Origin of the sequence: Paenibacillus oryzisoli, assembly GCF_050467285.1 — a bacterium.
In the GTDB taxonomy this organism is placed as follows: Bacteria; Bacillota; Bacilli; order Paenibacillales; family NBRC-103111; genus Paenibacillus_E; species Paenibacillus_E oryzisoli_A.
Map to the genome: position 1 here is coordinate 191,491 of NZ_JBCMUN010000020.1, position 15,893 is coordinate 207,383.

At 52.6% G+C, this 15,893-nt stretch carries 11 protein-coding genes; 7 read left to right on the forward strand and 4 right to left on the reverse strand.

Annotated elements, in window-relative coordinates:
- Positions 1–7 precede the first annotated feature (7 nt).
- Positions 8–1,456: a glycoside hydrolase family 88 protein gene (locus ABE504_RS28410; protein ID WP_430095351.1), complete on the forward strand. Its 1,449-nt coding sequence runs from the start codon at positions 8–10 to the stop codon at positions 1,454–1,456.
- Between the two features lie 59 nt (positions 1,457–1,515).
- Here the strand turns inward: ABE504_RS28410 and ABE504_RS28415 are convergent, their stop codons facing one another.
- The 3 genes from ABE504_RS28415 to ABE504_RS28425 form a co-directional block, all read right to left on the reverse strand.
- Positions 1,516–2,196, reverse strand: a complete 681-nt coding sequence (locus ABE504_RS28415) for an ABC transporter ATP-binding protein (RefSeq protein WP_430095353.1) — start codon at positions 2,194–2,196, stop codon at positions 1,516–1,518.
- On the reverse strand, positions 2,196–3,317 hold the full coding sequence (locus ABE504_RS28420; protein ID WP_430095355.1) for an ABC transporter permease: 1,122 nt from the start codon (positions 3,315–3,317) through the stop codon (positions 2,196–2,198). The genes ABE504_RS28415 and ABE504_RS28420 overlap by 1 nt, the downstream gene beginning before the upstream one ends.
- A gap of 138 nt (positions 3,318–3,455) precedes the next feature.
- Entirely contained in the window at positions 3,456–4,019 is a 564-nt protein-coding gene (locus ABE504_RS28425; protein WP_430095356.1) for a TetR/AcrR family transcriptional regulator, read from the reverse strand.
- A 425-nt stretch (positions 4,020–4,444) separates the two neighbouring features.
- Between ABE504_RS28425 and ABE504_RS28430 the strand changes: the two genes are divergently transcribed.
- Positions 4,445–7,246, forward strand: a complete 2,802-nt coding sequence (locus ABE504_RS28430; RefSeq protein ID WP_430095358.1) for a cohesin domain-containing protein — start codon at positions 4,445–4,447, stop codon at positions 7,244–7,246.
- Position 7,247: 1 nt separating this feature from the next.
- Entirely contained in the window at positions 7,248–9,047 is a 1,800-nt protein-coding gene (locus ABE504_RS28435) for an S-layer homology domain-containing protein (RefSeq protein WP_430095359.1), read from the forward strand.
- A 69-nt stretch (positions 9,048–9,116) separates the two neighbouring features.
- Here the strand turns inward: ABE504_RS28435 and ABE504_RS28440 are convergent, their stop codons facing one another.
- Positions 9,117–10,715 carry a response regulator transcription factor gene (locus ABE504_RS28440; RefSeq protein ID WP_430095361.1) on the reverse strand — a complete coding sequence of 533 codons (1,599 nt, stop codon included), beginning with the start codon at positions 10,713–10,715 and terminating at the stop codon, positions 9,117–9,119.
- Between the two features lie 374 nt (positions 10,716–11,089).
- On the opposite strand from ABE504_RS28440, the gene ABE504_RS28445 reads away from it, so the two are divergent.
- From ABE504_RS28445 to ABE504_RS28460, 4 genes are all read left to right on the forward strand, one after another.
- Positions 11,090–12,733 (forward strand): extracellular solute-binding protein, encoded by a 1,644-nt coding sequence (locus tag ABE504_RS28445; RefSeq protein WP_430095363.1) that lies wholly within the window; start codon positions 11,090–11,092, stop codon positions 12,731–12,733.
- Between the two features lie 80 nt (positions 12,734–12,813).
- On the forward strand, positions 12,814–13,719 hold the full coding sequence (locus ABE504_RS28450; protein WP_430095364.1) for an ABC transporter permease: 906 nt from the start codon (positions 12,814–12,816) through the stop codon (positions 13,717–13,719).
- Positions 13,720–13,731: 12 nt separating this feature from the next.
- Complete coding sequence (locus ABE504_RS28455; RefSeq protein WP_430095366.1) at positions 13,732–14,613, forward strand: carbohydrate ABC transporter permease; 882 nt, start codon at positions 13,732–13,734, stop codon at positions 14,611–14,613.
- Positions 14,614–14,656: 43 nt separating this feature from the next.
- Entirely contained in the window at positions 14,657–15,892 is a 1,236-nt protein-coding gene (locus ABE504_RS28460) for a TolB family protein (protein ID WP_430095368.1), read from the forward strand.
- Position 15,893: the final 1 nt, after the last annotated feature.

Below are 15,893 nucleotides of genomic sequence, written 5' to 3' on the forward strand. Positions count from 1 at the left end.
GGATTGAATGAGGCAGATTCAGTATTTGCCGGCTCACGTAATCAGCGAGTCGAAGGCAAGCGTGCCCGCGGGTAAACAGATAACCAGAGGATGGCATGCGATTCATGTGGGAGAAGGTCAAGAGCAGCTCAATTTACAGTGGGCGTTGCCGGAGGAGCAGCGGCAGCAGGTTGCAGGTCAAGCAAGCCGATTGCGAATCTCCATTGCGTTAGACTACCGGGACGCCGGGCTGGTTGAGGTTTACCTGCAGCAATCCCATGTCAGGCTTGGGGCCATTGATATTCGATACGCGTATGTCTTTCAGCTCTTTGAACTGGCGTTATCGAAAGCGCAGACGGCCGCCGTTCTGAATGAAGGTATACGCCTGGAGCTTAAAGAAGGCAAGGTACCGCTATGGGTATTCGATGTTCAGGAGGACGCTCCGGGACGGGAGGTGTTTGCTCCCCATCTGCTGATGGGAGAACCGGGTTCTCGCGTCGATGAAGCGCTGAATACGCTGCTGTCCCTCTCCTCTTTACAGCCATTTGGGTGGATGGAAGGCTGTGTACTGGATGGGATTAACAGCTTGCAGCCCGTGCTGGGGGAAAACCAGGTGAATCCGATCCTGGACTTGCATTTTAGCCAGTTTTTTAACGAGCAGGGAGATTTGCTTTACGAGGATTTGCATGGTCAACAGGCAGACGGGACGTTTACAACGATTGAAGCCACGCTGCCGCTGGCCGTCATTGCACAATATCGCCCGGATCATTCCGTGATCGGCAAAGCGCTCGATTTCTTTGAGGCTGCGAGCCGCAACAACAACGGCGCTGTCATTGATAGAAGTATAGTCTCCGCGGAAGGTTCTTATACGGTAGCCTATCCGCTTGCCGTGATGGCCAAGCAGTTCCAGCGTCGGGAGATGGCCGAGCAAGCGATCGCCCAGGTACGGATCCGGAGGGACTGCCTGACGCGCGAGCAGCATGTTTACCTGCGCTATCAGCTGGACACGCAAACGCATACATTTCGCAGCTGGGCCAGGGCGTTCGCTTGGTATTGTCTAGGCCTGGTCAAAACGTGTGTCGAGCTGAAAACTTCCCCATTCGCCGATTTGGCGGGGGTTGAGGAGCTCGAAGCTGAAATTGTCCGCATTGCGCAGGTTGCGGTGAATTGGAGACAGCCGAATGGGCTATGGTCCTGCTTCGTGGATGATCCTGCAACTGGCATCGATACCTCCGGCTCGGCAGGCATCTCCGCCGCGCTTGCTTTGGCGGCTAGTCAGGGCCTGCTGCCAGACGCATATATGGCGGTCGCCCGGTATAACCTCGCGGAGCTGTCCGCCTCTCTCTCACCGGACGGCATCCTGACTGGCGTAGCCCAGCATAATGCCGGAGGGATGGCGCTGCAGCGGAGCGGGTACCGCGTCCTCTCGCAGATGGGGTTAGGCTTATGGGCGCAGCTTTATGCATATACCCAATGACGCCAAAGAGAGATACAAGCACATCGACTTGTATCTCTCTTTGGGCATTCTTGATGCAGTTAGACGAACAAGCTCATTTTGCCGTCTTCCATTCGGTAAACTTTGTCGCAATAGGCAAGCATCCGCTCATCGTGAGTCACCATGATCGCCGCTTTTTGGCGTGACTTCACCTCTTGGGCAATCAGACCGACGACTTCATGAGCTCGTTTGGTATCTAGGCTTGCTGTCGGCTCATCGGCCAGGATGACGTTAGGATTGTTGATGAAAGAGCGGGCGATGGCGGTACGCTGTTTCTCCCCACCGGAGAGTTCCTCCGGGAAGCTCTTCAGCTTTGCGCCAAGTCCCAGCTCTTCAAGCAGCTTGACGGCGAATTTTCTATCCTCCGCTGTTGCCTTCCCGGACATCTTTTTCACGAGGAGCAATTGATCAAGGACGTTTAAATAGGGAACCAAATTCGATGATTGCATAATAAAGCCGATTTCCTTCAATCTGATGTCGGATAACTGTTTATTGGAAAGATGAGAAATATTATGCCCATTCAACATGACTTCGCCTTCGGAAGCCTTGAGGAGTGCTCCTGCAATGGACAAGAAGGTGCTCTTCCCGGAGCCGGATGGTCCGACGACAGCCACAAACTCACCAGGCACAACGGAGATCGAGACATGATCGAGTGCAGCAACCCGATTGGAACCTTCGGTATAATACTTTGTGATCTGACTTAGCTGTAATCCTTTATTCATTATTCGATCCTCCCGAGCGCTTTCAGCGGATCAATTTTCATAATTCTGCGAACCGACACTAATGAACTGAGCAATGCAATAACAAGAAGGATGATGGAATATCCAATGACTAAATTCGTTTCAAGCTTGAATGGCATACCCTTTGGCATAATGGCAGCCGTCCCGTAGGTAAGCGCAATACCGACAATAATACTGATCAGCGACAGCACAAAGACTTGCGACAAAATCGCTTTGCTCAAGAAACCGTTCCTAGCACCGATCGCCTTCATAATGCCAAATTGGTTGGTCTTCTGGATCGTAATTACATAGAAGAATACGCCAAGAACGAAGGCGGATATCGCCAAAAGAAAACCTAGCATCATCAGAATCGAGCCGTTCTCTTCTTTATATCCAGGCATCCCTTGCACGGCTCCGCCACGAGTAACGGTATCCGTATTGGTTAGCTGACTGTCAATTAAGGCTGCATCGATATTTTCGCCTTGAAGCATAATAGCATTAACTGGATCCTTTATGCCTTTATCTGAGCCGGGTGCCGCAAAGGCGATTTTACGCCATTCAGGCATTGGTGTAAAAATGGCGGAAACGTGATTGTACGTTTGATTCTCGACAAATCCGATAATCGTTAACGACTCGGTAGAACCGTCTAATTGAAAAGTATCCTTAAGTTTAAACCCTTTATCCTTCATCGTCACATTGGCAACGACTAGCTTCGGGTTATCGGAAGATAAAGGCTTTCCCTCAATAACGGCCGGCTCCAAGAAGCTGCCAGGGTTGATGCCGATAATGGCGATATCGACTTTATCTTCATTTTTGTTGCTTTGTGCCTTAAGCGCTGTCGCCATCGAGCTACCCATCGGTGAAGCGGCTGTTACGTTCGGTAATTTCGATACTTCAGCGACGACCTGTTCGGACAACAGCGATTTGCTCATGGAAGACTGCGACCCTTGCTGGAAGACGACATAATCGGCCTGCATGTTCTTGAATGTTGACGCAGCAAGCGTTGATAAACCATTCCCCAAGCCAGATAGTATGAACACCAGCCAGGCAATCAGCACGAAAATGATGATGATCATGGAAAACCTCATTTTACTATGCAGTAATTCTTTCATAGCCAAAAACATTTCTCTCTCCAACTCCCTTACCGCGGAATATTTGACACTTGTGTCATAATTGGTCGATGAAAAAAGCTTCGTGTGTCATTAGCTATTAAACCACAAAACTGACACGAGTGTCAAAAAACAATAATTGGTCTATACCTGCTAGCTCCTCGAGCCCCCGATCCATAATTGAAACAAGAGATGGCTCCATTGCTGCGCAGGGAGATTCATCATATTCGGGGTATTGATCAGGTTAAAAAATGTGCTGATAAGCACGGGGAGCGGGATATCCGCTCTAAGGCTGTTCTCTTTTTGAGCACGTTCAAACAAGCGTGCCAGTTGAACTTTGAGAACCGCATGCGCTTGATCCACGTATGCAAGATCTTCAAGAGCCTTTGCATGCTCTGTCTTAACTTTATGCGCATCTCCAAGGAGCTGATGAAGCTTGGATTCCTGTACATAAATGTGAAGCAGCTGCTCGAGAGCTGCCATCGCGTCCGTCTCATCCACGGAGGAGGCGTTTGTGATTACGTTCGTAATCACTCGTTTCATACAAGCTGCAACCATCTCTTCTTTATTGGAATAGTATTGATAAATCGTGCTTCTGGCTCCGGGCAAATGCTCGGACAGCAGTTTGAGATGAAATCCGTCGTACCCATGTTCAAGCAGTAATCTTTTTGTCATGTCAAGCAGTTCTGTTTCCGTAAAGGATTGTTTTCTTCCCATGCTGAGACGTCTCCCTTCCCATCCTGTACCATCAGTTTATCAAAAAAATAGGATAAACAGCAATGGGGGGCTTAAAGTGTATATTCGACATTTTAGTTGAAAGCGATTTCAACTAAAATGTCAGATCATTATACCTCATCGAAAGCAGTTGTCGGATAAAGATACCAAATAACGGATTTAGTTCCTTTCGAATGACCGGAAATAGGGAATAAGATACGCTTACACAGGTGAAATGGAGGTGAAAGGGGTTCGTTTGCGGACAGATGGGGTGGATTGGCAGTGATTGCATCAGCACCTAGATCAGCAGCTAGAAGGAGCGGAAACAATGACAGCAAGGAACCATTTCTCAGCAGCTATAACGAAGGAGTGATAGAACAGGTATGGGACGAAATCCAGTTGTTCGAAAGATGATCAGAAGAGGCATCATGTCGGTCATATGTCTCGTTGTTGTGATAGCCTGGTTTGCACCGCAAGCGGCCTACGCTTTGCCGGCAATCCCGCAGGCGGCGGGTTATGGAATGGAAACGCCCGGCGGCCGGGGAGGCGCCGTCTTTAAGGTGACCAGTCTGGCCGACACAAATACGCCGGGAACTTTGCGGTATGCCCTCGGTCAGCCGGGAGCGCGGACAATTATATTCGAAGTATCGGGGACGATTGAGGTGAACGGCTTCCTGGACATTGCGTATCCATATGTTACGGTAGCCGGTCAAACTGCGCCTTCGCCGGGCATTTTTCTGAAAGGCGCGACGATCCGCCTCATGACTCACGATGTGCTGCTGCAGCATCTGAGGGCGGCTCCGGGCGACGGGGAGACACCAGTTGCGCCTAACAACCGGGACGCACTGGCGATTACCAGCCCGTACGGAGAGAAGGCCGAGAACATTGTCATCGACCACTGTACCTTCACTTGGTCGATTGATGAGATGTTCGAAACGTGGGGGCCCGCCGGTAACATTACGTTCAAACAGGTGCTCGCTGCCGAGCCGTTAAACGACTCGATCCATATTGATGAGGGGCAGACGGTCACGGCGCCGCACGGCTTCGGTCCGGTGTTCGATAATCAGGAGGATTCGCCGATTACGATGTACGGAAGTCTGTTCAGCCACGTTGAAGGGCGGCTGCCGTATGCGATGAACAGCGATTATGTGCAGGTAAATAACGTATTCTACGATCGGATTAATACGTTTAACCGGCTTGCCGCCCAGCGAGGCGTGCCAACCCGCAGCTCACTGGTCGGCAATGTATTTAAGAACGGCCCCTCGCTGGCTGACTGGGCTTCCGAGCACGGGGTCATTGAGATTTCCTCCACTTTTACTAATGGGGGACAGGTATATTTGGAGGACAACGATTTAGTAGGCTTTGAGGAGCAATCGCAATGGGATCTCGTATCGAATAAAACGCCGTTCACGCAAGGGCAACTGATCGCCTCGGAGCGACCGGCCTGGAACGAGGGGCTTGCCGTCAAGCCGTCCGGCGAAGTGTTTGATTGGGTGCTCGCGAATGCGGGCGCAAGACCGGCCGACCGGCTGGACTATGAGAAACGCATCGTGCAAAATGCCAGGGAAGGCACCGGCCGCGTCGTTAACTCGGTGAGAGACGGTGCAGGCAATGTGATTCCGCTTGGCGATGTCGGCGGCTGGCCTGTCGTCGCGGAGCATGTCAGGAAGCTGGTGATTCCGAAAAATCCAAGCGCCGACGATAACGGGAACGGTTATACGAATCTGGAGGAATGGCTGCAGAGTTATGCGGCGTTCGTGGAAGGAACGGGCGGCGAGCCGCCGCTGATCGATCCTGCCGACGGCGAGCCCGAGCAGGAGCCCGATCCTGATACAGAACCGACGGACCCGGTTCTAATCAGTAATCTGGCGGTGAACAGCAAAGCGGCGAAAGCCGATACGTGGGCCATCAAGACGAATCTGCAGCCGGGTGATTCCGTGTATACGGACAGAGCGTTTACGTTTCAGCAGATTCCGCCGAAATTTAGAGGCAGCGAGTGGATCATCCCCTCCAACGATGCGAAGACGTTCGTCGGACCGGAATTGTTCAGCTTCAAGGTTGTGGAGGATTCGGACGTCTATGTCGCTTTCGATGACCGGCATAGTCCAAGGCCGGCCTGGTTGTCTGAATGGCACGCGACTGGGGAAGACTTCATCATTGCAAGTCCGCCGATTTTAACGTTCAGCCTGTATAAGAAAAGCTTCCCTGCGGGATCGACGGTATCGATGGGGGATAACGGGAATAAAAGCAATCTGCTCTATTTAACGCTGGTCAAAGAGCAATCCGTGCCTGCGGCTCAAACGGGGACTGCCGTCATTACCGCGCCGGCGGACGGCGTTTCCTTGAACGGCGGCCCTGCCGCGATGACCGGCGAAGCGTATGACCCGGATTCGTCGAACATGGCGATTACGGATATCGCCGTTGCGATCAAGCAGCAGTCGACGAACCGCTACTGGAATGCGGCGACGCAAGCTTTTGATGCGCCCAGCGCTGTCGTGCAAAGCGTGTACGGCAGCTACCAGGCGAATTCCGGCCGCTGGTCGCTGGATACATCGGGGATTCCATTTACGAATGGAACCTATACGATTACGGCTGTCGTCCATGACGGAGGAGCCGGCATCCCGGCTGTCAGCACATTTACGGTAGCGGGACCTTCCGTTGTACTGGAAGGAGCAGACTTGCCGGTGGCGGCAGGCCAATCGTTCCACGTCGGCTTGAAGCTGGCGAATGTGCCGGTGGGCGTGCGCGCCGAGGATCTGTCACTGCAATACGATGCGCAGCTGTTCGAGCTTGTTGACGTGCAGCCTGCGGCGGCGGGGACGTCGGTCGTCAGCGCAACTTACGATACGCCGGGGACTGCGCATATTATTACGATGAACGAAACTGCGCTTAGCGGCAGCGCCGACCTGTTGGATTTGACTTTCAAAGTGAAAAATGGAGCGCCAGCCGCGGCTGGAGCGATTCGCGTACTTAAAGCGGAGCTTGGCATTCCGCCTGAAGGCAGCGTTATTACGGCTGAACCCGATGACATTACGGTGCGGGTAATGCAAATGGATATTAACGGCAGCGGCGAAGTCAATATCGGCGATCTTGCGATTATCGTCTATCACTACCGCAAGGACAGCAGCAGTTCAGACTGGGAACAGGCGAAAGCGGCGGATATTAACCAGGACGACGTCATCGATGTGATGGACCTTGCGCTGGTTGCCGCTCAATTGCTGAATGAATAACATGAGAAGACGAGGACTCCTTTGGATTGTTGTCGCAGTTTTGCTTGTGAGCTGCTGGCTGCCGGCAGACCGCACCGGTGCAGAAGTGCCGGCACAGGAGGTTTCGTTCCTGCTGAACAGCAGCTCCCCTACGTTGAATCCCGGCGGGCGCGTAAGCGTATCAGTAACCGGGATGGACCTGGCGGATCTGTATGCCTATGAACTGGAAATCCAATATGATGCCAGTCGTCTGACCTTCGTTCAAGCCGTGCCTGTACTGAGCCAGCAGTCCTCCACGAAAGCTGTTCGGGTTATCGGGGATACGGTCTATGCCGCGTATACTCGAACTGGCGATGCCCCTGTCGATAACGGCAGCTTGAGCTTGTATACGCTGATGTTTGAGGCGAAGGCGGCGGGAGAAGCCCTGATTCACTTGATAAGCGCAACCGTCGTCACGCGAACGAATGAATCGGGCTTACAGAAGCGGGTATATCCCGTTGACGAAGATGTATCCGTCATGGTGCAAGCGGCCGGACCCGGCGGTTCCACACCTGAAGCTCCCGGGGATTCGGACCATTCTGTCGGGTCTTCCGCGCCCTCCGGCCCCGCAGGCGGCAAGGCAGAGCCGGAGGAGGTAAGCGGCATCCTTGTGCAGACGCCGGAACTGGACCGAGCGAGCGGCATTGCCGTCGCCAGACTGGATGAAGCGGCATGGCGGCAAGCGCTGGAGCGAGCGCAGGCAGATGCTTCAGGCGCGAGAACAGTTGTCCTGAAGATGAATGAAATCGTCGGGGCGGAACACTACGCCCAGGAGCTAAGCGCGGACATGCTGAGATCGAATGGCGCCGATGTGAGGATCAGGATCGAAACGCCGTACGGCACGATCGAGGCGCCGGGCAATATGCTGAATCAGGCAGCGTGGGAGAGGCTGGACAAGGTACAGCTCGTGATCGGCCAAGCGGATCGTTCGGGTTTGACGCAAGAGGTTTTGCAGCGAATCGGCAGCAGGCCGATTGTGCAAGTTGAAGTTGCGGCCGATGGCCGGAGATTTGCCTGGAGCAATCCCGATGCGCCGGTCACCGTCTCGGTCGGCTACGTCCCGACAGCGGAAGAACGGACGAACAGCGAGCATATCGTCGTTCTCTATATCGACCCGCAAGGCAATATGGTGCCGGTGCCGAGCGGAAGCTATGACGCTGACACGGGCGAGGTTACGTTCCGAACGACCCATTTCAGCTCGTACGCCATCGCCTTTGTCCAGAAAACATTTGCAGATCTGGAAAGCTATCCATGGGCTCGGAAAGAGATCGAGGTGCTGGCGTCAAAAGGTATTATTAACGGCATGACCGAGGATGCGTATCATCCGGCGGAAGCGATCAGGCGCGCGGACTTTGTGCTGCTCCTGATGAAGACGCTGGAGCTGTCCGGACACGGACACTCGGATGCCGATGCCGTCTTCGCCGATGTCAGCCGTGACGCTTATTACTATGAGGCGGTATCGGCTGCCAAGGCGCTTGGTCTTGTTCAAGGCTCGGGAGACCATGCCTTTGAACCGGAGAAGACGATAACCAGGCAGGACATGATGGTGTTGACCGCCAGGGCGTTGAGGCTGACAGGCAAGCTGGAAGGAAGCGCGTCAAGCTCGGCGCTGGATGGATTTGCCGATCACGCCGAAGTGGCGGCCTATGTGGCTGATGATCTGGCGGCCCTTGCAGCGGCGGGCCTTGTGCAAGGCGGCGCAGGCCGGCTTCATCCGTCAGCTCAAGCTGCGAGAGCGGAAGCGGCCGTCTTGCTATACCGGATGCTAAATATGAAACAATAGCGGAATAACACAGAAAGAGGCTGCGGGATGAAACCGCGGCCTCTTTTTAAATGTTCGGATACGTGGGCTCTACAGCTCCGTTCCTGCCGATTTGCGCCTATATTCCGTAGGGGTGTATCCGGTCAGTTTTTTGAACAGCTTGAAAAAATATTTGGTGTTTTTATAGCCGACCAGATCGCCGATTTCGTAAATTTTATACTGCGGGTCCTGCAAGTACTGCATCGCTTTATGAATCCGCGTCTCGGTCACGTAATCGGTAAAGCTGCTGCCGGTATGCTGTTTGAAGATGCGGCCGAAATAATCGGCGCTTAAGTACACATAGGAAGCGGCGCTTTCGAGCGAAATGTCCTTGTCGAACTGCAGGTGCACGTACTCCTTCGCTTTCTGGACAACGGAAGGCTCGCTCGAGCTCCGGGCCTCCATATAGTCGGCAATTTCCTTCAGCAAGGCGCAGCCCCATTCCAGCAGGTGAGGATAACCGTTCATTCGCAAAATCGCTTCGTACCGGAACGGCTTGTCCGTTATTTTGCCAATGGGCGAGCCGAGCTCGTTCAGCTTGCCGCAGATGGACGAGAACAATTCGATCAGCATGTTTTTGGCCACATGTTCAGGCATGGATTCCTGGATGAAGGCGTTCAACAGCTGATCGTACAGGTCGGGCAGCACTGAGAAATTGCCCGCATGTACGAACGTATGAAACTGCTTGTGCAAATCGGCCAAATAAGGCAGATCGCGGATTGAGATTTCAGTCGGATTGTGTTCAAGCAGATTGTCTTGAATCGGATGGTGCGTTTGGCTTGCCTGCATCATGGCGTTAAGGTGGTCGAAATCCCGTACGATGCCCCCGGCCGCTTCCACGCTGAGCAAGCTGGCCAGGCGCGCCGCCGCCGTGCGCATGTGCACCAAGACGGCTTCGCGAAAGGCGCCGCCGTCGCGGTCAGCCTGAAGATCAAGCGCAAAAATATAAAGCTGCCCGGAGCTCCAGTTCAAAGGAATGTACAAGACACCGTCATGCTCGCTCTTGACCAGATTCTCGATGGCTTCGGCGGGAATATGCTCGTTCGGGTCCTCCTGCTGCGCTTCTGCAAGCAGGCAGGATAGACGGAGCAGGGCGCACCTGTTGTTCTGTGTTGTGGCGTGGACTCCTGTAAGACGAAGCAAATTTTCGGCTTCCTGCTGATCGATCAGTCTGCCGGTGGACAGATCGTGGAACAATTGCTTGCGGATCGTCGGCAGCAGCTCGTTATTTTGCTTCATCACCATGGCGATCCGTTCCCTGTCTTCCTTTTCCTTATCCAGTTTTAGCTTGAGCTCTTGAAAGACGCTGACGATTTGACTGAGCTTGGTCGGTTTCAATAAATAATTGACCACATTATAAGCGATCGCCTGCTTGGCAAATTCGAATTCTTTGAAGCCGGAGATCAGTACAACCTTGGTTGCGGGATATTGCTCGTACACGTATTTGGCCAGCTCGAGGCCGGATATAAATGTCATGTTGATGTCCGTTAATATAACATCGACATCTGTTTTCTGCAACCATTCGAGCGCCTGTTTCCCGTCTTCCAATTTGGCGATCACCTGAAAGCCGAGCGAATCCCAGTTGACCAGGTCGCACAGTCCCTCTCGAATATGTTCTTCATCGTCTACAATTATGAGTCGGTAGGTCATCAACGAGCCTCCTTGAAAACGGTATCATGAAAAGTGTGGTGAGCTCCCCATCCGCTAGTTAATTCACCGGACCGTCCAAGAAAGGACAGCGGAGTCGTTTATCTTAGTTTTATACTACTCCGTCTTCCAAATGTCAATGTGGGATCACAGCGGAATATCGACCCCGTAGAGAAATGTAAGCGGTTTATTATACGCTTTGCCTTCATAGTATACCATTTCCCCGCGGAATCGGCGCCATACGATACCAAAAAGCGGATTTGTGTCATTTTTATTCACATTGTTAGAGCGGATAATAGGTGCTGAGGGCGCTTACAAGTTTCTCGTCGCGTGTTCTCAGCAAATGAATAGCAAATGAATAAGGGAGGGTTCTTTTCATGCTTAAAAAGAAAAACATCGCTTATGCCAGTGTGGTCTCCTTACTCTTTACAGGCGTACTGTCCGCGTGCAGCGGCGACAAAGCCGAGCCCGGCGGTCAAAATGCGGCAGGCGGGGAAACCGCTTCACCGACGGCGGCAGCGTATACGCTTCCAATTGTCAAAGATGGCTCCGTCACCTTAAAAGTGGCTGTACCCGATAATGGCTATGCGCCCAAAAGCTATACACAGAACCTGCCGGTGTGGCAGGAATTCGAGAAAAAGACAGGCGTCAAAATCAACTGGGACGTGACGGCATCGGCGCAATACAACCAAGCGATGAATATTCGGCTGGCTGCAGCCTCGGACCTGCCGGACATTCTGAAGCTGCCGGCCAATCCGGTTACCCACGCGGATGACGGTCTCATCATTCCGCTTAACGATTTGATTGACAAATATGCGCCGAATATTAAAAAGTATTTCGAAACGTACCCGCAAATCCGCAAGCTGCTTACCGCGCCAGACGGCAAAATCTATGCCTTGACCAACGACGTCAGCGGTTCCGGCGTGGCCGACCCGCAAGGCTGGCTGATCCGGAAGGACTGGCTGGATAAGCTTGGACTCAAAGAGCCGACAACGCTGGATGAGTGGTACACAGTGCTGAAAGCGTTTAAGGAGAAAGATCCGAACGGCAACGGCAAAGCCGATGAAATTCCACTTGCGCCGAACTATTCATGGGGCGGCTTGTCGAACTTCGGCAAAGCGCTCGGACTTCACCTCGGGGACTACAGCGACGACTATTCGGTAGATGCGAACGGGAAAGTGAAATACGACTGGCTGGACCCGAAAGCCGGAGAGTTAGTCACCTGGTTAGCGAAACTGTACAAGGAAGGCTTGATTCATCCCGAATTCGTGACGAAGAAAACGCCGGCCCAGGTGCTGCCGGATATTTCGCTCGATAAGGTAGGCGCGACGCAAGGCTTTGTGAACGCAACGGCCAAATTTGAAGCCGCGGTCAACAAGCCGGGAGTCGACTGGATCATGACCGTGCCGCCTGCGAATGCGGGCGTTAAAGGCTGGTATGAGAAGTACGGCCCGATCAGCGGGTATTACGGCATTACGAAGGATGCTAAAAATCCTGAAGTCGCGATCAAATGGCTGGATTACATTTTTGCCAGCGAAGAAGGCGCACGGATGCAAAGCTATGGGGTAGAAGGCATCAGCTATACGATGGTGAACGGTAAGCCGCAGTTTACCGACTTCGTGAAGAAAAATCCGGATGGCCTCGATCCGACCAGCGCTTTAAGAAGTCTGGGCGCATTCCCGACAACGCCGTGGATTCGCGACGACAAGGGTGTGTATTCCGATCAGGCGAAGGATCTGACGAAGATGACACCGGCGCTTGAAGAGCAGGCGAAGAAAATCGAGCCTTATCTCAAAGACGGCATCCCGTTCCAATATATGCTTTCTACGGATAAAGAAGCGGCAGAGATCAAACGGATCAGCACGGATCTGGATACGTTTCATGAGGAGACCGTTCTCAAAAATATTACGGGCAAGGAACCGGTCAACTGGGATGCCTATGTAAAACGGAGCAAAGAGCTTGGCGTGGACCGACTGATCGAGATCAGACAAGCGCAGTACGACCGCTTCATTAAAAATTAATGCCTGTTTAATAGAAGGCAAGGCGTGTGACGTGTGTGACGCAAGCACGCCTTGTCCTCGGATATATTGAGGTGAACATCATGCGACATGTAGCAAAAGTATTAAACAGGGATAAGTATTTGTTACTGCTCATTTTGCCCGTCTTGCTGTACTATTTAGTCTTTCATTATATTCCAATGTATGGGGTCATTATCGCATTTAAAGATTTTAAGCCGCTCAAAGGAATTCTCGGGAGCGCATGGGTTGGATTCGAAAACTTTCAGCTCTTCTTCAACTCCGTCTATTTCTGGAGAATTTTGAAAAATACGCTGCTGCTAAGCATTTATTCCCTCTTATGGGGCTTCCCGGTGCCAATTCTGTTCGCGCTGCTGCTCAATGAGCTGAAGGAAGGCATATTCAAAAAGTTGGTACAGACGATCAGCTATCTGCCTCATTTTATTTCGATTGTCGTCATTGTCGGGATGATTGCCAATTTTACTTCGGTGAACGGGGGCATCATCAATACGGTGATCCAATGGTTCGGTGGACAACCGATCAATTTCTTGAGCGAACCGGGCTGGTTCAGGGACATTTATGTATCGTCCTCGATCTGGCAGGGCTTCGGCTGGAGCTCGATCATTTATTTGGCCGCGATTGCCGGCATTGATTCTCAATTATACGAGGCCGCGGAGATGGACGGTGCGAATCGCTGGCAGAAAATGTGGAAGATTACGCTGCCGAGTCTCGTGCCGACGATTGTTATTTTGTTAATTTTGAACGTAGGGAATTTGATGGATGTCGGCTTTGAGAAAATCAATCTGCTGTACAATCCGACTACGTACGAAACGGCGGACGTCATTTCCACTTATGTATTCCGGCAAGGGATTCAGCAAGCGGACTACAGCTATTCGACGGCCATCGGATTATTCAACAATGTCATCAATCTGATCCTGCTGATCAGTGTAAACCGGATAAGCAAAAAAGTATCGGAAACGTCTTTATGGTAAGGAGGGGAACGTATGGTTGCAGGAACCCGAAGAAGAACAGGATCCGTATCGGATTGGCTGATCGTGCTGGGCATGATTGTCGTCATCATCATTACGCTGTATCCGTTTGTGTATGTGCTGAGCATGTCGATCAGCGCGCCTAGATATGTTGTATCCGATTCCGTGTGGCTGTTCCCCAGAGGATTTTCGCTGGAAAGCTACAAACGGGTGTTTGAGAATGAAGATATTTGGAGAGCGTACTCGAATACGATTTTTTATACAGTCGTGGGGACGGCGCTCAATATTGTGTTTACCGTGCTGGCAGCGTATCCGTTGTCCAGACGAACATTTTTTGCCCGCAACTGGATCATGACGATCATCGTGATTACGATGTTTTTCAGCGGAGGGCTGATTCCGACGTTTCTGCTGATCAAAGAGCTCGGCATGTATAACACGCGGTGGGCGCTGCTGATTCCCGGTCTGACGACCGCCTTTTACATTATTATTACGCGTTCATTTTTGCAGGGCATTCCCGACAGTCTGACGGAATCCGCGAAGATCGACGGTGCCAACGACGTTCATATTCTGGCTCGTATTATCGTACCGCTTTCGAAGCCGATTCTGGCTGTGCTGGCGCTGTTTTATGCGGTCGGTCATTGGAACAGCTACGTGCCGGCGATGATTTATTTGTCCAATGCCAAGCTGCAGCCGATGTCGCTGTATTTAATGAAGGTTCTCGTGCAAAATAACGACTCGATGCTGGAGGGAATGGCGGATCAGTTGGACCGCGCCATGTTCGGCATGCAGTTGAAGTATGCGATTATTATCGTTTCGGTGCTGCCGATTCTGTTTGTGTATCCGTTTCTGCAGAAGTATTTCGTGAAGGGCGTTATGATCGGGTCCTTGAAGGAATAAAGGCGCAGCGAGAGTTTTCGATACAGAATGGAGGCATAAACCGATGAGAACGGTAAAAAAGTTCCGCTTCAGGACCTACGATTCCGGGAAATGCGCTTTTCCGGTGACGATTGTGACGCCTGAGGATGGCTATTATATTCATACCTTTTTTGATGTCAGGCCGTGGAGCCCGTCGGGCAGGCTGATGGCGTGCCTCAAGCTGCCGTTTCAGGATCGTCTGCCGGGGGCTGACGATGCGGCGGTCGTCTGCATCATCGATCTCCAGGAACAGACGATTGAGGAGATTGGAGAGACGCGGGGCTGGGGCTTGCAGGTCGGCGCTCACATTTGCTGGGGAAGCGATGAGCTGTTGTACTACAACGATCGGGATGGCTGCGAGATTTTTGCCGTAGAACATCACGTGCCGACAGGCACAAAAAGAAGGATGTCAGGGCCGGTGTATCAAATTTCGCCCGACGGCGCCTACTTGCTGAGCCCTTCGCTTTCGCTCATCAACGCTGCGCAGAACGGTTACGGCGCTTCCATGCCGGACGGCAGCGATTGTACACCGCAGCTTGGCGCACCGGATGACGAAGGGCTGTGGCGGGTCGATGTGCGGACCAACCGACGAAGCCTGCTGTTCAGTTTGAAGGACGCTTACGAGCTGCTCCCGGATAAACGGCCGTTCGAGGGTTCGCGGTTTACTTTTTTCCATACGAAGATCAACCGGCAGCAGGACCGGATTATGCAGGTCGTTCGCTGCTTGTTCGATGACGGCAGACCGCAGAAGAAGTTTATCGTGACGTTCAAGCCGGACGGGAGCGAAGCGCGGATTGCGCTGCCGTACGAAATGTGGCTGGAAGGCTCGCATCACCCCGACTGGCATCCGGACGGCAGACGTATTCTGATGAATTTCAAGCTGAACGAAATGAGATTTGGCGAATTTGGCGGCGATGACGATACGTTCAGGCTTGTTGCGCCGCAGCGGCTTGGCGGCGGGCATCCAAGCTATGACAAGGATGGACGGTATATCGTGACGGACGCCTATACCGGGGAGCCGTGCGTCAATGAACGCCATGAGGTTCCGATCCGGCTGATCGATACGAAGTCCGGTGCGGAAGAGGCGATCTGCTGGATCTGGACGCTTGGCGGCACGGATATTCCCGCGGAACTACGCTGTGACCCGCATCCGGTGTGGAGCGCCGATTGCCGATACGTCCTCTTTAACGGGACGCCGGAAGGCAACCGGCAAATAATGATCGCAGACGTAAGCGAACTAGCGCATCGAGAGGAGACTTGAC